The following is a 16255-nucleotide window of genomic DNA, read 5'->3' as shown; positions in this document are numbered from 1 at the left end:
GAGATACAAATTTGTATCTCCTTTTTATTGATTTTTCATATATATGTGTTAAAATGGAAAAACGCTCATCGTTTATTTTTTCGAAAACTCAATAATTACCCAATTTAATTATAACAAATTAAATGCTTGTTTGTCAAACTTTTTATTGAATTTGTTATAGCATCAAACAATGAGCATCAGAACGATTAGTTGATAAGGAGTGGCAATATGGGGAAAACAGGTCAAGAGTGGAAACAGGAACAACATCGTGTGAAAGAAGTAGTTGGAAAGATTGAAAAACATATTGATACATTAGAGCAATATACAAGTGCAGCAACAAAAGATGTTGTCCAGATTCGAAAACATTTTTGGGACGATGTAACTGTGAATGTTGATAATACAGAAGAGGCTATCGAAACGGCAGCAAGTATCAAACAACAAGCAGAGTTATTATCTGAACGAGAGCAAAGTCACCGCCATGCTTACAATCAACTAAAAGGATTACAAAGATTACAGCAATCACCATACTTTGGAAGGGTAGATTTTTTAGAAGACGGTGAAAAAAGTGAGGATGCTATTTATCTTGGTATTCACTCATTCTACGATGAACAGACAGAACAATTTCTTGTGTATGACTGGCGAGCCCCTATATCAAGTTTGTATTATGACTATTCTGTAGGAAGAGCTAAATACGAAGCACCTAATGATACGATTTCGGGTGAGATGACATTAAAAAGGCAATATGTTATTCGGAATGGTCGAATTGTAAGTATGTTTGATACAGGAGTGACGATTGGCGATAAATTGTTACAAGAAGTATTAGGAAATAACGCCAATACACAAATGAAAAGCATTGTTTCAACAATTCAAAAGGAACAAAACCAAATTATCCGGAATGAAAAGAGTCGTTTACTTGTTGTTCAAGGAGCTGCAGGAAGCGGTAAAACATCGGCAGCTCTTCAGCGCGTTGCATATTTATTATATCGTTATCGAGAGACATTACACGCCGATCAAATCGTTCTCTTTTCTCCAAACTCGATGTTTAATAGCTATGTATCTACAGTATTGCCGGAACTTGGTGAAGACAATATGAAGCAAACGACATTCCAAGAATACTTAGAGCGTCATATTGATAAGAAATTTGAATTAGAAGATCCATTTACACAAATGGAATATGTACTGACAAGAATGGAAGAAAAGAGTTATAAAACACGATTAGAAGGGATTAGATATAAAGCAAGTTCTGATTTTATTGAAGTAGTAGATCAGTATGTATCTTATTTAAAACGAGAAGGTATGTTATTTAAAGATATAAAATTTAGAGGGGAAGTATTAATCTCTAAAGAACAAATAAAAGAACAATTTTATAAATTTGATCCTTCAATACGGATTCCGAATCGAATAAAGTTAATTTCTGAGTGGTTGTTAAAGGAGCTGAAGGAGCAAGAAAAAATAGAGAGGAAAAAACTTTGGGTGGAAGAAGAAGTACAGTTATTAGATAAAGAAACATACGCAAAAGTTCATCGGAAATTACAGAAAAGACAAGAATATTCCGATGGTACGTTTGATGATTTTGAACGTGAACAAAATATGTTAGCAGCTATTGTTGTGAAAAAATATTTTAAACCGCTCCGAAGACGTGTGAAAAAATTACAATTTATTCATACATCAGCACTCTATATACAGTTATTTAAAGATCCCGAGTTTGCTAAGCAACTTGTAGAAGAATATAAATTACCACAAAAATGGGATGAAATATGCGGAGAAACAATAGAAAAAATGCAAGGTTTTTATATGGCGTATGAAGATGCAACGCCTTATTTATACATGAAAGACCAACTAGAAGAATTACAAAAAAATACATCTGTGCAGCACATATTTATTGATGAAGCGCAGGATTATTCTGCATTTCAATATGCATTTTTAAAACGAATATTCCCTCATACAAAAATGACGATACTAGGCGATTTTAATCAGACCATTTATGAACATGCGTCAGAGAATGAATTTTCACAGTTAAGTACCTTGTATGGGGAAGAACTAAGTGGAAAAATTGTTCTTACACGTAGTTATCGCTCTACAAAGCAAATTATTGAATTTACGAAGCAGTTAATTGACGGTGATGAAATTGAACCGTTTCAGCGTGAAGGAAAACAACCGATTATAACAGAAGTGAAAGAAGGAGAAGCTCATCATAAAAAGATTGTGGACCAAATCGAACACTTGAAGCAAAGTGGTCACAGAACAATCGCGGTTATTTGTAAAACAGCGGAAGAAAGCGAAGAAGCGTACTATGCCCTACAAACATCATTACCAGTTCGCCTCATTAAGAAAGAAACGAGTTCGTTTGATGAAGGTATTTTGATTATCCCATCGTATTTATCGAAAGGGGTAGAGTTTGATGCGGTCATTATCTACGATGCATCAGAGAAAAAATACAGCCGAGAAAGTGAACGTAAGTTATTTTATACCGCTTGTACGCGTGCGATGCATGAGTTATATATTTATTCTGTAGGGGAGATGAATGAATTTTTACAGTCTGTTTCTCCAAAAACGTATTGTTACAAGAAAATATAGAAGCGGAATAAAAGAGGTTGTTACATGTTAATGTACCTAAGTTTTCCTTAAAGGGGCGGATTACATGGAATTAATAAATATTAATGGGGATACTTATAAAATGGAATGTATACCTTTTGAAGACAAGAGTGAACAGGATGAAGAGGGATATTATGAATATTATTATAAGGGAATATATATATCGTTTCATTCAGACAAAGATATAATAAAAGCTAAAATTTATGATGGGGAAAAAACAATCTCGTTTTTGAAAAACCCTATTCCTTATTTTGGTGAAGGGTTTGAAGCGATGAGAGGATATGTAGCGCAAGCGTTTGGTGTAAATCGTTTTCAATATCTTGGTGGAGAAAAAGGATATGTAGAGCTATAGTTCAAATAAAAAAGCTGGTCTAAAAACCAGCTTTTTTATTATGTGAAATTTTGACTCATGTTTTCTCTTTCACAGAGGCTCTTTTCTTTGTAATATATTTATTTTACCGCACTCAATAAAGCACCAATAGCCCCGCTAAAACCGTGATCTTCTAAGAAGATAGGTTTTTTATTTTGATACAAAGTATAACTACCTATAATTTCTTGTAGATGTGTATTATTTGATAGTGTAGATCCAATATAAACGATATGATCAATATCTTTTGCTTCTGCAAATTGAAGGCTTAATGCAGTAACTACTTCACCAACAAGACCTTGAAGGGTAGCGAGTAAATCGGGGTTGTTATAATCCGCTTCACTCATAGCAGCTTTTCCGAAATTACTAGCTGTTAAATTACTATCAATAGGAGATAGAATCCCGCTATAAATATCTCCAACTGTTATATCGAGATTCTGCCTAGAACCTAGTTTTGTCTGCTGGATTACTTCTTCAAAACCATCTATATTCGCTAATAGTTTCGACAAGCCCATGATAGTGCCTCCACCAATACCAGTTCCTCCAGCACGAATATAATTTTTATTATGGACATAATGAATGGATGTTCCTGTACCGATATTTGTTAAAACAAAGTTGTTTATGGAATAATTTCCGTTGTTAATAAGATAGTGAACGCCTGCAAGTGTGGCATCGAATTCTGCAACATACTCTATAGTGTATGTTGCAGAAAATAATGTTTGTAACTGTTCAGCTTTACCACCAGTCAGAGACAATCTATTTATATACTTATTTTTATTTAACCACTCTTGAATTTTGTTTTGTTCATGAGAGTAAAATTTTTTAAAATGCAATTCATTTTCTTCATTAAAATAAGCAATTTTTGTTAGTGTTCCTCCAGCATCAATACCGACGGTGCTCTTCATTTTTGTACTCCTTATCATTGTGTAATAATAATGAACATCTATCATTCACTCTTTATGAAGTAATGTAAACTAATAACTTTTCAACTATAACAATGGGTTTACCATTTACAGAAGCAATTCCTTTCCCGAGAACAAATCCTCGTTTATTCCGCAGAACTTCATATTGTAAATCTAGCTTGTCACCAGGTATAGCAGTGCCATTAAATGTTACACCGTCTAATGAGGAGAGGAATCCTAATCCGGTAGACTCACTTGTTCCTACAAATGCTCCAAGCTGTGCAAGGGCCTCTACAATTAGCATGTGTGGCATGCTGTTTTGATTCGGATTTATAAACCATTCGTTACTTGTGATTAATTTATATCCTTTTACGGATTTTTCATTTTCAATTTCTGTGATTCTATCAATCATTAAAAATGGGTAGCGATGAGGAAGTGTATCGTTAATATTTTTGATATTCATAAAGGTCTCCGATCTTTAATCCTTAAATGGGAAAATAATAGCCCCTGCTAAAAATAAGCAGGGGATTTGTAATTAATTATTGACTAATGCATCTGCTTTTTCGGGAGAGAAAATACCGCTATTTTCAATATTTTCAACAACTTGTTGTAACACTTCTTTATCTTGGACAAGTGCGATACGAACGAATCCTTCACCATGTGGTCCAAAAGCATGACCAGGGGTTACAACAACATGCGCACGATCCATTAGTGCATAGGTAAAGTCTAATGAGGTCCAGCCTTTTGGGATTTCAGCCCAAACAAACATACTACCAGCTGGTCTATCAACATGCCATCCGAAAGAAGCAAATCCATCAACTAAAGTATCTCTACGTTCTTGGTAGATAATCCGATTTTTGGCGCAGAAATCGGCCCCTTTACGTAAGGCAACTGATGCGGCCTTTTGAATTGGCAAGAACACGCCGTAGTCTGTGTTTGATTTAAATTGCGCTAGTGCACCTACAATTTCTTCATTTCCAATCATATAACCAATACGGCTACCAGCTAAGCTATAGCTTTTGGATAGGGAATTAATTTCAACACCAACTTCTTTGGCGCCAGGAACAGATAAGAAACTGATTGGTTTCTTTCCATCGTAATAAAATTCTGCATAGGCGAAATCATGTACCACAATGATATTGTGCTGTTTTGCGAATGCAATGACCTCTTTGAAGAAATCTTCATGAGCCATTGCCGGAACTGGATTTCCAGGGAAGTTTAATATCATCATTTTTGCTTGTTTAGCAATTTCCTCAGGAACGTCTTGTAAATTAGGTAAAAAATCATTTTCCTTCTTTAAAGGCATGAAGTAAGGCTTTGCACCTGCCATTTGAATACCCGTCTCATATGCTGTATATCCAGGATCAGGTACTAAAATAAGATCACCTGGATTTGCAAAAATCATAGGCAAGTGAACGAGTCCATCTTGGGAACCCATTAATAATAAAACTTCATTGTTTGGATCTAATTTAACATTGTGATTGTTATCGTAATATTCAGTTACTGACTCATGAAATTCTTGAATACCTGTTAAAGTATAACCGTAACTTTCTTTTTCATTTGCTGTATGTACCATAGCTTCTCTTACAATATCAGCAGGAGGCATATCTGGATTGCCGATACTCAAATCAATCATTTTGTGACCTGCTGCAATTTTTTCCTTTTTATAAGCTGCTAATTCACTGAATATAGAAGATTGAAATGCTTTCATTCTAGTTGCTAACGTATAAGTCATCAAAACCCCTCCTAAAAAACTGTGCTTTCATTTTCTGAATTTTATATTCTTTTATTATTCTGAAAACACATAATTATATTTTATCACTTTTGAGTCAGAATTCAAAACGCAGTTGTGTAAAAAGAAAAAGAAGGGAAGGCTAAAGAGTATGAATACTACCACATAATGAAGAGGTGTTAAAGGTGAAACAAATTCCAATTGGTGTATCAAATCGGCATGTCCATCTGACAAGCGAAGATTTAGAAAAACTTTTCGGGGAAGGATATGAGCTCCTGGTTGCAAAAGAACTTTCACAACCAGGAGAGTTTGCAGCGAAAGAAACAGTAACGATTAAGACTGAAAAGGCGGAAATCCCAAAAGTCCGTATCCTTGGTCCTATTCGAAAGTTTACACAGGTTGAAATTTCAAAAACAGATGCACGTAAATTAGGAGTGGATGCTCCGATTCGAGCATCAGGCAATATTGATGGAACACCAGGGATTACTCTTATTGGTCCAAAGGGTTCTTTAAAAATTGAAAAAGGTGTAATCATCGCTGAGCGCCATATCCATATGACACCTCAAGATGCTGAAAAATTTCAAGTGAAAGATGGACAATATGCAAGTGTGAAAGTAGAAGGAAACAGAGGATTGATTTTTAATCAAGTGTTAATTCGTGTAAAAGATACATACGCCTTAGATATGCATATTGATACAGATGAAGCAAATAGTGGGAATATAACAACAGGAGACTTAGGTCATCTCTTACAATAAGAGAAAAATCCATCTCAATTTGGAGATGGATTTTACATGTTCGATACTTGGGAAGTGTTTTTACTTGCCTGCTTGTGCTTTGATAACGACATGAAAATAATTAATAATGAAATAGCGCCAAAAATAAGAACCATATATCGTAACCCAATTGTGTCTAAGAAGAATCCAGTTCCAAGTAAGACAATTTGGAACATTACCCTTTCAAACATATTACGGAATGAGAAAAGACGTCCATGATAACTTTTTTCAACTTTTGTTTGGAAAATTGTTGACATGATAGGGAAGAAACAGCCAACGCTAAATCCAAATAGACCAAATGATACAAGTGCCATCCATTTCACATCACTAAAGAACAATGAGAGATGCGCAAAAGCAGTACAGAAGGCGAAGAAATAAAGTAATTTATCAGGTGGGAAATGATCAGATAAACGCTTAATTACGAAAGCTCCTAACATAAAAGCCACACCTTCAATGGTATAAATAAACCCTTTAATTGTCGGATCATGTTGCATTTCGCTAATGTTAATAACCATTAAATTGAAACCAGCGATGAATAAAAGGGGAATAATACTTAAAATAAGTGCCCGAAATGCAACTGGGATTCCTCTTAAAATCCGAAATACTTCCATAAAGCTATTATCTTTTGCTGCTTTTTTACTTGATGTATTTGATTTTTGATCTTCAAATTGTAGGAAAAAGGTCGAAAGGAATAATAAAGCGTATGCTGCCATTGAGAACGCGTACATGTACTGTAAACTCATAACGACAAGAAGAACACCACCTAGTGAGGTTCCAGCAATACGAGCGATTGTTCCGATATTCATATGGACACCATTCATCTGTAATAGTTCATGTTCACGAACAATAAGCGGAATAACAGACTGCAATGCAGGGAAATAAAAAGCCGCTGAAATTTGAAGGGCAATCATAAAGGCAATCATAAAGGCGATACTTTCATATTGAATAGCGAAGAACATAAAAATAACACTGATAACACGGCCGAAACCAGCATAAAGAAGGACTTTCTTTTTTTCGTATTGATCGATAACACGACCAGCCATCGGACCAACAAGAACACCGGCTAATAATCCAATAAATAAAATAACCGACTTCATAAAATCAGAAGGTACATACTTCTGCATAAATTCTAGATTGCCAAGAATCCCAAGCCACAAACCAAGCCCAGCGATAAACTCACCGATTAGAACAATCCAGACATTTTTATTACGCCACATAACAAAACCTCTCAGTCTTATAAAATAGGAAAAATCGTATATAAATCCTCCTCTTCATTCATACATTTGAATCATTATTTTTTAGAGTCAGAGTCTATATTACGTGTTTGATAATGAAAGTTCAATCTTTTTGATTTGGATAAAACTTTGCTTTTATAGAGCTGAAAAATCAAATTTACATATTAGAAAATAAATTGGAATAAATTTAAAATGTACGAGGGAGGGATACTTATGATTCAACAATTTTTCAAAAAATTGTTCGACCAGTTTTTAGAGAAGCAGGAAGAGGAAATAATAGCAAAGCTTTGTTTTTGGATTGTCTATTATTACATATCAGTCCCAAAATATATGGTGAACTCTAGTGGTATTTTAGTACATATGAATCAAACGCATGAAGGCTATACGTATGATACAATTGGAGATTTTTTACGCGAGTATAGTGGGAAAACAAGGGGAGCGTTCTATTTTGAAAGTAGAATATACTATATTAAATTTGAGGAAATGATTAGGGAGAAGTGTCGTGAAATGATTTATGCTTATTACTTTCCACGCTTTATTGATGGACATTCGTTATTATGTAAAGAGCTATTAAGAGAAATAGGTGTAGGTAAAATAGAAATTGAATGCGGAAGTTTCTATACGTTGATTTTTAATTATTGTACAGAAACAAAGGATTGGGTTGATGAATACGAAGAGAATGTGTTAAAAGAACTATTTGTATTGTCACTTCCCTTCATTGTACAAGCATATGGTATAAATGTATGTAAATATATAAAACAAGAAGAAAATCGGAAGGAAATAGAGTGCTTAGTTCATTGAATAAAGAGGATATTTATATATTCTTGCTGAAAAAGAATATGTAAATATATGTAGAAAGAAGATGATTGAAATGAGTAACGAAGAACTTGTGAAAACACAATTTGGTAGTAATGCTGAAAAGTATGTGAATAGTCAAATTCATGCAAAAGGACCAGATTTACAGTATGTCGTTCAACAAGTAAAAAATCGTAAAAATATTCGTCTTCTTGATATCGCTACAGGTGGCGGTCATGTTGCTAATTTATTAGCCCCGATATTTAAAGAGGTTGTTGCGCTCGATTTAACAGAAAAAATGTTAGAAAAAGCGAAAGCATTTATCCAGACAAACGGACATGAAAATGTATCATTTGTAGTAGGAAATGCAGAGGATTTACCATTTTCTAATCAATCGTTTGATACGATTATTTGTCGCATTGCAGCGCATCATTTTTCAAACCCTTCTCAATTTATTTTTGAAGTACATCGAAAGTTAGAAGAGAACGGGTTATTTATATTAATTGATAATGTCTCCCCAGAAAACCTAGAATATGATACATTTTATAATTTTATTGAGAAAAAGCGAGATCCAAGTCACAGGAGAGCGCTTAGAAAAACAGAGTGGATTTCATTATTAGAAAAGCAAGGTTTACAAATGCAATCATGTTTCACATTTGAAAAACAATTTAATTTTGATTGGTGGTGTAACATGATGGATGTCCCATCGCCAACACGCTCCAAGTTAACGGATTGTATGATGAAAACGTCAAATGAAATGAAGGAGTTCTTCAACATACAATTTAACAATAATAAAGTAGAATCATTTTATACGGAGATGGCACTGTTTGTATGTCATAAAAGTTCAACGCTAAAAAGATAATTTTCTTGCAGTCTTTTCTCAGTACGCTATACTTAGTACAGAGAAATAGAGAATTGAGGAGTAATAACAATGATTCGTGTACGCGTTGAGGGAACGGAAAAAGAGATTGTTGAATTTTTGGAGAAAATGCCTGAAATTCCTGGGTTTGAAAAGACACATGTTAGAGAGCCGAAAAAAGGAAACAATCCTAAATATGATACAAGTAAGAATGTATTAGCATATTTGTCGTATAAAAAGATGGAAAATGCTGTTCACAAATAATAAAGTCCTTTAAAAACAATAAAATTGTTTAATGATAGAGAGCCGAAACGACACAAAATACAGTGTCGTTTTTTCTATTCATGTATAATAGAAATGTAAAAAGTTATTTAATTAATAGGGGAGAACTTTTTAATGAAAAAGTATTTTGAATATTTCGTTCCTTCCTATATTAGCTATACATCTATATGAAAAAATAATTTAATAAATTGATTTTTATTTAGAAATACATAAGTTGAATCAGCACACAGAAGATCTGTTTTGTGTGCCTATTTATTGTAAAGAAAGAATATGTTCCTGGAGTATCTAATTGTTATATTTGTTTTTTGACCAGTTATCGTGTGAAAACAACCGGTTATCGAAAATCCATTTACAGTAACTTAAATAGCTTTTATATTTAGAGCGAGTGAAAGGGAAGTGGTGAAGTGAAGTTTGAAGTGTCGATTGATCCATCTTATAAAGAGCCGAAAATTATCATTCTAACGGATAAAATGACAGATGAGATATCTGATATTATGAAGCGACTATCGGAGACTCATATGGATTCATTAGCTGTATTTTCAGAAAGAGGTGTTGAAATTGTTGAATGTAAAGATATCGTTAGAATCTATACAGAGAAACAGAAGGTATTTCTCCAAACCGCTGCTGGTATTTATACCGTTCGCTCAAGGTTATATGAACTGGAAGAGAAATTAAATAGTCAATTTTTTGTTCGTATTTCAAATTCAGAGATTGTTAACATTAAAATGATTACGAATATGGATATTAGTATGACAGGAACAATTGGCGTGTCATTAACAGGGAATATCAAAACGTATGCTTCTCGACGCTATGTTTCAAAAATTAAGAAACTGTTCGGAATATGAGGTGAAAATATCTTGAAAAATATAATTAGTCGAGTTGTTGGTGGTTTTGTTATCGGTGTGATTATTGGACAAATCGTACAACTCCTTATTTCGCTCCCATTAGGTCAAGGAGAATATATGCCAGTTGTGGAACAGTTTCGCTCTTTATTTGTTAGTAAGATGTCAGCTGTCACGGTACAAATACTGTTAACAGGGCTGATTGGGGTCACATTCGCTACAAGTTCGCTTGTTTTTGACATAGTGAAGTGGAGTCTACTAAAACAGTACATCGTTCATTTTTGTATAACAGCACTAGTATGGGGGCCGATTGTAACGCTACTGTGGATGCCCAAAACATCTATAGGCACACTGATTTTTTTGATTGGTTTTTTAGGTACGTATGTCATCACATGGGCTATTCAATACATGATTTCAAAGAATGATATAAAAAAAATTAATGCTGCGATTCAATCAAGGCAATTTGAAGGGAGAAGTGATGAATAATGGCCATAATTATAAAAAATCTAACGAAAAAATTTAAAGAGCGCACAGCTGTTGACAATCTTTCACTGACGATTAAGAAGGGAGAATTCTTCGCACTTTTAGGGCAAAATGCTGCTGGAAAAACAACAACGATTAAAATGCTTAGTTGCTTACTTACACCTACAAGTGGCGATGCACTGATGTTAGGAGATAGTATCATCAAAAACCCTACGGCAGTAAAACAAAAAATAAACATTTCTCCGCAAGAAACTGCGGTAGCTCCGAATCTTTCTGTAAAGGGAAATTTAGAATTCATCTCGAGTATCTATGGAAGCAATAAGCAAGAGGCTAAGCAAAAAGCGGTGGAAATGATGACAAAGTTTGGACTTTCGGAGCGAGCAAAAAATAAAGCAAAAACATTATCAGGTGGGTTGCAGCGCCGGCTAAGCATTGCGATGGCACTTATTTCGTCTCCCCAAATCATTTTTTTAGATGAGCCAACACTAGGACTTGATATTCGTGCTAGACATGATCTGTGGAAGACTCTACTTGAATTAAAGGGTAAAATCACGATTATTTTAACGACGCACTATCTAGAAGAAGTAGAAGCACTTGCTGATCGCGTCGGTATTATGCATGGTGGTAAATTGCATGCACTTGGAACGATTGATGAGTTAAAAGAAAATACGGGACAATCTTCTTTAGAAGATATTTTCCTTACACTAACTGAAGAGGGAGGCGGACTATGAGATATTTAGCATTTGCTTCACGTAATCGTAAGGAGATTTTACGAGATCCTCTGACGCTTCTTTTTGGGATTGTGCTTCCGGTTATTATTATGTGTCTTTTTTCAATCATGCAGAAAAATATGCCTTTGGACCTTTATCATATAGAAAACTTAACGCCAGGTGTAATCGTTTTCAGTTTTTCTTTTATTACGTTATTTTCAGGGATGCTGATTGGTAAGGATAAAAGCAGTTCATTTTTAATGCGGATTTTTGCTTCCCCTATGTCTGCCTCTGATTATATTACTGGGTACGCTCTTCCACTATTACCGGTTGCCATTCTTCAAATTGTTATTTGCTTTATTTCAGCATTCTTCTTAGGTCTATCATTTAATGCGAATGTATTAGGTGCCACTATTCTACTCATTATCATTGCAATGCTTTATATTGGATTTGGTCTACTACTTGGTACGTATTTTACGGATAAGCAAGTTGGTGGGATTTTTGCGATTTTTGTTAATCTTACAACATGGTTAAGTGGCACTTGGTTTAAGTTAGATATGATTGGTGGTACGTTTAAAACAGTCGGTTATGCATTGCCATTTGCTCATGCGGTTGATGCTACACGATTTGCTTTATCTGGTGAATATGGTGATCTTGTTGTACCTTTATTATGGGTAGTTGGTTATATAATCATTATCTTCGTAATCGCTGTTTTGGGCTTTAAGAGGAAAATGAAAAGGTAAATAAATTGTATTCATAGTGAAAAATACACGATAGTTGAATAAAATATAAACAATTTTATTATCTCCATATAACCGCCAGTAAATAGGCGGTTTTTTTATTTGATACTGTTTCACCGCCTTGTCTTTTTCGCATAATAATAATAGTAGAAAATGATGAGGAGGGTGAGAGGAGTTAATAAAAAATCTTTTTTGGAGATTTGGGTATCGATGATGCAGTTGCTTTAATTTATGCCGATAAAACATGCAATATTATTTCTTTTGTATCCAGATGTAATGGACCAAGTATGCGCTTATTATATAATGGGTGGCGCATTTTTATTTCCAGGTAATGTTACTCCTGTTTCAGAAGCTAACTTTTACCCCGCATTAACGGGCAGTAAGACCCCCACCTCAAAGTTCAGCGAAAGCAAAGAAGTTAGGTGGGGAACCAACTGCCCATAAAAGCCCGATTCGTTCAACTAATAATCAGAGGGGGATGAAGAAAATCCCCACTGATTAAAGGTTCACTTTATGGAGATCCAATTGCAACTAATATTGTCATGAAATATGCCAAGAATGTTAGTGTTTATCCGTTAAATGTAACGCAGCAGGCACTTATTACTCCTGAAATGGAAACATTATTAATGAAAAGGGAACAGGGCTAGCAAAACTAATTAAGCCAATGATTGATTTTTATTATGAGAACTTTTATAAAAAAGAATACCGTGGAATTGGTAGAAGTCCCATTCATGATTTATTACCGTTTATTTCATTAATGAATGATAATATCTTTGAATATAAAAAGTCTGCTGTATGGATAAGTACAACAAATGACGAAACTCGAGGACAAAGTGTAGCTGATTTTAGAAAGATTGCTGAACCCATAAGATTTGATAATCGGTCTGTACAAAGAATGGCCATTGATTTTAACTATCAAACGTTTTAAAAAAATTTATGAGAACAATGTTGAAACCAGATTGTTCTTAGGGAATAAGGCTATGAGATCATCGAGGAATAATATGGTTTGGAAAAATAATTTATTTTGAATGGATACAAAACTGTACTAATTCAATTGTATAAAAAGCTATACGTGGCATTTAAGGTATAACTTATCAAAAATAGTAGCATAACTAATGGTAAGCAATAATTTATAGGAATTATTTTTGTTTTGTAAAATTAAGGAGGTATAGTGATATGGCATTTATATGGTCTTTAATTGTTGGTGGTATTTTAGGATGGCTAGCAAGTTTAATCGTTGGTAAAGATGTACCTGGTGGTGTGATTGGAAATATTATTGCTGGGATAATCGGTTCTTGGCTTGGAACATTGTTATTGGGTACGTTTGGACCGGTTATCGGAGGGTATGCAATTATTCCAGCATTAATTGGTGCCATTGTTTTAATTTTTATTGTCAGCTTATTACTGCGTGCAATGCGAAAATGAAATTAGGTGGATCGCTGAAAATTGTCAGCGATCCATTTTTGTATTATTTGTCCTAATCTGTTATGCTACTGTTATACAATCAGGAGGTGTAAGCATTGAAATCATTTACAGTAAACTTTCATCAAGAAGACAATGCAAAAGCAACAACAGTACATAAGTTAAGTGAAGAGGACTTCAATAAAGTAACAGAAAACGGTACTCGTCATCTATTTGATCTAGATACAAATGTTGGTTTCTTTGTATTCTTTGATGCAGAAGATGCAGAAGGCAATGAACAATACTTAATGTTGCAATATGAAGGAGATCATGAAGAGCCAAGTGCTTGCTACGGATTTGATTTGAAATTATTCTATCAATTTTTAGCACTTTACTTAAATGACCTTGAATTCCAAGGTGAAACAGATGAAGAAGAGGAAGAATATGGTCCAATTCATCATTTAGCTCATTTACTTTACCACATCGTTGAAGATGGAAAAAGTATTGAAGTATAAATACATAGCTAAAGCTGCCTTTAATAGGGCGGCTTTTTTATTTTGGATAAATTTCACAAAAATGGTTATACAAATTGTTAGCAGAAATCTAAAAAAATAACAATTTATTAGTAGAGAAGGAGGATATCTGCTCAAAGGAGCATCCATACCATGAAAAAGTTTCTTCGGACATTTGAAAAGTGAAGCTTTTTACTTGTAAAAGATAAAAATTATCCAACATAACCGAGTGAAAGAGTGCACTAGAAGTCAGCCTTTATTGCAATTGTGTGCAAATTCATTCATGAGTTCAATAACCATATCTTCTGATAAACGTGGGTATGCAGAAGGGCCAATGATAAGAGTTCCTTCCATGTATTCATGATCTACTATGTGAATTAAAACAAAATTTTCTAGATAACGATTGATCTTGATGAGTGGAAAGTTATAGGGATCATTTTTTTGATAAAGGTCATTTAGTTGTTCTTTCTTAGAGGAATAAAAAGGACTACAACTATCGTTAGAAATAAATTCATATAAGATATCATTATTTGTAGATAAAAAATGAACAGGAATTGAAAATGTTTGATATATTAAATGACACAGATATTGTATGTCGATAGCTTTATTCATTATACCTCTCCTTTAAAGTGAATAAAATGGTTATCAAACCCAGTAAAATTTTCCTATTATCTATTCAGTATAACAAATAAATGGGATATGTTTTAAGGAAGAAATTATGAATAAAGAATATATACATGTAGAGTTTTCCACAGAGGACAGTGTTAATAATATGGCAGGGTAGTTGATATAAGAAAAAGAGCTGTTCTGTTATAAGAACAGCTCTTTTGATTTATTACGCTCTACTGAATATACAAAATAAGTTTGAATGATTCCACCAATTATTAATAAGCAGGCACAAATATAAAATAGGGTACTGCCGTTTACATGACTTAATATAACTGCACCTATAGCAGGACCGCACGTTCGAGAAATATCCCAGTGTATGCCGTAGATAGAAAAATATAATCCCCGCTTGTGACTTGGTGCTATTCTGGAAACAAATCGTAGTAAGTGATTTAAAGCAATACTTTCACCAATTGTCAGGAAAAGCAATGTGAAGAAGAGTGACCATAATGTTGTAGAATAACCATAACCAATAGCAGCGAATGTATAACAAATATATGAAATTACAATTATTTTAGGCATTGAAAATCGTTCAGACCATTTGACAAGACCAACTTGCAGGATGATTTCCATTACAGCTTTACAAGTCGAGATAAATGCGAGAACAAATAAGAAATTTGGAAAGATATCTTCTGCGAATACACGATAATTTGTTTCAGTTTGGGCATAGAAAAAGCTAATCGGAAGAGTAGATATCATGAGTCCAAATATAGCATAATGCTTAAAAATAAACTGTGTACGTGTTGTTACTTGTGCTGATTTTTCATTAGTTTGAATGATTGGAGCTGTTTCTGGCAGTTGTGTCCAAACGAGAATGGCATACAGCAGGAGAGTTACAGCTTGAATGACAAATAAGTATTCAGGGTGACTATTGTAAAAAAAGGCACCGATGAATGGACCAATCACAGCACCGATAGCTCCTACTGTTTGAAGAACAGCGAATATTTCAGCTTGTTGTTTTTGTTCAGTTAAATCGGCAATTTGTGCACGCTGAGCAGGAATATATAAGGAGCGGCCAATACCGTTCATTACATATAACAAAGCAAAGAATAGGACTGATTCAGCAAAAACAAATCCGCCTATTGCAATTGCTTGCACGAATAATCCGAGTAACATAATTTTCTTTCTACCGTAGCGATCTGTTACACCTCCAGCAATGATTGTGAACACAATATCAGAAAGTGGCTGCAATCCAAACAGAAGCATTGTCATAATCACATTACCTTCTAGTGCTTTATTGACATGGACAATAAAAATAATTGCTAACATGGCCTCAGTTGTTCTAGTTAACAACTCACCTAATAATCGAATCCGGATTGGTTTATTATAGCGTTTTATAAGATGATTCATTCTTCATTTCCCCCTTTCTATATAGAAATCTT

Annotated in this window: 18 protein-coding genes and 1 pseudogene; 13 read left to right on the top strand and 6 right to left on the bottom strand. The window is 34.1% G+C overall.

Annotated elements, in window-relative coordinates; translation table 11 throughout:
- Positions 1-207 precede the first annotated feature (207 nt).
- Positions 208-2556 carry an RNA polymerase recycling motor HelD gene (gene helD, locus C568_RS0102380; protein WP_018780679.1) on the top strand — a complete coding sequence of 783 codons (2349 nt, stop codon included), beginning with the start codon at positions 208-210 and terminating at the stop codon, positions 2554-2556.
- A 64-nt stretch (positions 2557-2620) separates the two neighbouring features.
- Positions 2621-2926 (top strand): hypothetical protein, encoded by a 306-nt coding sequence (locus C568_RS0102375; protein WP_018780678.1) that lies wholly within the window; start codon positions 2621-2623, stop codon positions 2924-2926.
- Between the two features lie 98 nt (positions 2927-3024).
- Here the strand turns inward: C568_RS0102375 and coaW are convergent, their stop codons facing one another.
- The 3 genes from coaW to C568_RS0102360 all read right to left on the bottom strand — a co-directional run bounded on the left by coaW (position 3025) and on the right by C568_RS0102360 (position 5578).
- Entirely contained in the window at positions 3025-3846 is an 822-nt protein-coding gene (gene coaW, locus C568_RS0102370) for a type II pantothenate kinase (protein WP_018780677.1), read from the bottom strand.
- Positions 3847-3898: 52 nt separating this feature from the next.
- Entirely contained in the window at positions 3899-4306 is a 408-nt protein-coding gene (locus C568_RS0102365) for a 3-hydroxyacyl-ACP dehydratase FabZ family protein (RefSeq protein WP_006095105.1), read from the bottom strand.
- 72 nt (positions 4307-4378) lie between these two features.
- Positions 4379-5578, bottom strand: coding sequence for an LL-diaminopimelate aminotransferase (locus C568_RS0102360; protein ID WP_018780676.1), 1200 nt, complete (start codon positions 5576-5578; stop codon positions 4379-4381).
- A gap of 182 nt (positions 5579-5760) precedes the next feature.
- On the opposite strand from C568_RS0102360, the gene pduL reads away from it, so the two are divergent.
- A complete protein-coding gene (pduL, locus tag C568_RS0102355) occupies positions 5761-6330 on the top strand; it encodes a phosphate propanoyltransferase (protein ID WP_018780675.1) in 570 nt (189 codons plus the stop codon).
- A 32-nt stretch (positions 6331-6362) separates the two neighbouring features.
- On the opposite strand, the gene C568_RS0102350 is transcribed toward pduL, so the two are convergent.
- On the bottom strand, positions 6363-7565 hold the full coding sequence (locus C568_RS0102350) for an MFS transporter (protein WP_016115179.1): 1203 nt from the start codon (positions 7563-7565) through the stop codon (positions 6363-6365).
- Positions 7566-7796: 231 nt separating this feature from the next.
- Between C568_RS0102350 and C568_RS0102345 the strand changes: the two genes are divergently transcribed.
- From C568_RS0102345 to C568_RS0102295, 10 genes and pseudogenes are all read left to right on the top strand, one after another.
- Positions 7797-8384, top strand: coding sequence for a hypothetical protein (locus tag C568_RS0102345; protein WP_018780674.1), 588 nt, complete (start codon positions 7797-7799; stop codon positions 8382-8384).
- A gap of 70 nt (positions 8385-8454) precedes the next feature.
- Positions 8455-9240: a class I SAM-dependent methyltransferase gene (locus tag C568_RS0102340; protein ID WP_018780673.1), complete on the top strand. Its 786-nt coding sequence runs from the start codon at positions 8455-8457 to the stop codon at positions 9238-9240.
- A 69-nt stretch (positions 9241-9309) separates the two neighbouring features.
- Complete coding sequence (locus C568_RS0102335) at positions 9310-9501, top strand: YvzF family protein (protein ID WP_003198184.1); 192 nt, start codon at positions 9310-9312, stop codon at positions 9499-9501.
- 422 nt (positions 9502-9923) lie between these two features.
- Positions 9924-10364, top strand: a complete 441-nt coding sequence (locus tag C568_RS0102330) for a LytTR family DNA-binding domain-containing protein (RefSeq protein WP_003198186.1) — start codon at positions 9924-9926, stop codon at positions 10362-10364.
- 12 nt (positions 10365-10376) lie between these two features.
- Positions 10377-10847 (top strand): DUF3021 domain-containing protein, encoded by a 471-nt coding sequence (locus C568_RS0102325; protein WP_018780672.1) that lies wholly within the window; start codon positions 10377-10379, stop codon positions 10845-10847.
- On the top strand, positions 10847-11575 hold the full coding sequence (locus C568_RS0102320; RefSeq protein WP_006095099.1) for an ABC transporter ATP-binding protein: 729 nt from the start codon (positions 10847-10849) through the stop codon (positions 11573-11575). The genes C568_RS0102325 and C568_RS0102320 overlap by 1 nt, the downstream gene beginning before the upstream one ends.
- On the top strand, positions 11572-12297 hold the full coding sequence (locus C568_RS0102315) for an ABC transporter permease (protein ID WP_018780671.1): 726 nt from the start codon (positions 11572-11574) through the stop codon (positions 12295-12297). Before C568_RS0102320 ends, C568_RS0102315 begins: the two co-directional genes overlap by 4 nt.
- A 243-nt stretch (positions 12298-12540) precedes the next feature.
- Positions 12541-13263 (top strand): annotated as a pseudogene (locus C568_RS35130) (nucleoside hydrolase); the annotation flags it as partial.
- A gap of 207 nt (positions 13264-13470) precedes the next feature.
- Positions 13471-13719, top strand: coding sequence for a GlsB/YeaQ/YmgE family stress response membrane protein (locus C568_RS0102300; protein WP_003197984.1), 249 nt, complete (start codon positions 13471-13473; stop codon positions 13717-13719).
- Between the two features lie 95 nt (positions 13720-13814).
- The gene (locus tag C568_RS0102295) at positions 13815-14210 is read left to right on the top strand and encodes a hypothetical protein (RefSeq protein ID WP_003197987.1); all 396 of its coding nucleotides are present in this window, start codon (positions 13815-13817) and stop codon (positions 14208-14210) included.
- 246 nt (positions 14211-14456) lie between these two features.
- Here the strand turns inward: C568_RS0102295 and C568_RS0102285 are convergent, their stop codons facing one another.
- Together C568_RS0102285 and C568_RS0102280 are read right to left on the bottom strand one after the other, a co-directional pair.
- A complete protein-coding gene (locus C568_RS0102285) occupies positions 14457-14819 on the bottom strand; it encodes a hypothetical protein (RefSeq protein ID WP_018780670.1) in 363 nt (120 codons plus the stop codon).
- A 198-nt stretch (positions 14820-15017) separates the two neighbouring features.
- Entirely contained in the window at positions 15018-16223 is a 1206-nt protein-coding gene (locus C568_RS0102280; protein WP_018780669.1) for an MDR family MFS transporter, read from the bottom strand.
- Between the last annotated feature and the right edge of the window lie 32 nt (positions 16224-16255).

It is taken from the genome of Bacillus sp. 95MFCvi2.1, assembly GCF_000374965.1.
Lineage (GTDB): Bacteria > Bacillota > Bacilli > Bacillales > Bacillaceae_G > Bacillus_A > Bacillus_A pseudomycoides.
Note: the sequence above shows the minus strand (reverse complement) of the source record. Positions and strands in the feature narration are given on the sequence as shown.

Bases quoted from the DNA above. Each gene is read 5' to 3' on its own strand.
- helD (WP_018780679.1), top strand. From the start codon at position 208: ATGGGGAAAACAGGTCAAGAGTGGAAACAGGAACAACATCGTGTGAAA.
- C568_RS0102375 (WP_018780678.1), top strand. From the start codon at position 2,621: ATGGAATTAATAAATATTAATGGGGATACTTATAAAATGGAATGTATA.
- coaW (WP_018780677.1), bottom strand. From the start codon at position 3,846: ATGAAGAGCACCGTCGGTATTGATGCTGGAGGAACACTAACAAAAATT.
- C568_RS0102365 (WP_006095105.1), bottom strand. From the start codon at position 4,306: ATGAATATCAAAAATATTAACGATACACTTCCTCATCGCTACCCATTT.
- C568_RS0102360 (WP_018780676.1), bottom strand. From the start codon at position 5,578: ATGACTTATACGTTAGCAACTAGAATGAAAGCATTTCAATCTTCTATA.
- C568_RS0102350 (WP_016115179.1), bottom strand. From the start codon at position 7,565: ATGTGGCGTAATAAAAATGTCTGGATTGTTCTAATCGGTGAGTTTATC.
- C568_RS0102345 (WP_018780674.1), top strand. From the start codon at position 7,797: ATGATTCAACAATTTTTCAAAAAATTGTTCGACCAGTTTTTAGAGAAG.
- C568_RS0102340 (WP_018780673.1), top strand. From the start codon at position 8,455: ATGAGTAACGAAGAACTTGTGAAAACACAATTTGGTAGTAATGCTGAA.
- C568_RS0102335 (WP_003198184.1), top strand. From the start codon at position 9,310: ATGATTCGTGTACGCGTTGAGGGAACGGAAAAAGAGATTGTTGAATTT.
- C568_RS0102320 (WP_006095099.1), top strand. From the start codon at position 10,847: ATGGCCATAATTATAAAAAATCTAACGAAAAAATTTAAAGAGCGCACA.
- C568_RS0102315 (WP_018780671.1), top strand. From the start codon at position 11,572: ATGAGATATTTAGCATTTGCTTCACGTAATCGTAAGGAGATTTTACGA.
- C568_RS0102300 (WP_003197984.1), top strand. From the start codon at position 13,471: ATGGCATTTATATGGTCTTTAATTGTTGGTGGTATTTTAGGATGGCTA.
- C568_RS0102285 (WP_018780670.1), bottom strand. From the start codon at position 14,819: ATGAATAAAGCTATCGACATACAATATCTGTGTCATTTAATATATCAA.
- C568_RS0102280 (WP_018780669.1), bottom strand. From the start codon at position 16,223: ATGAATCATCTTATAAAACGCTATAATAAACCAATCCGGATTCGATTA.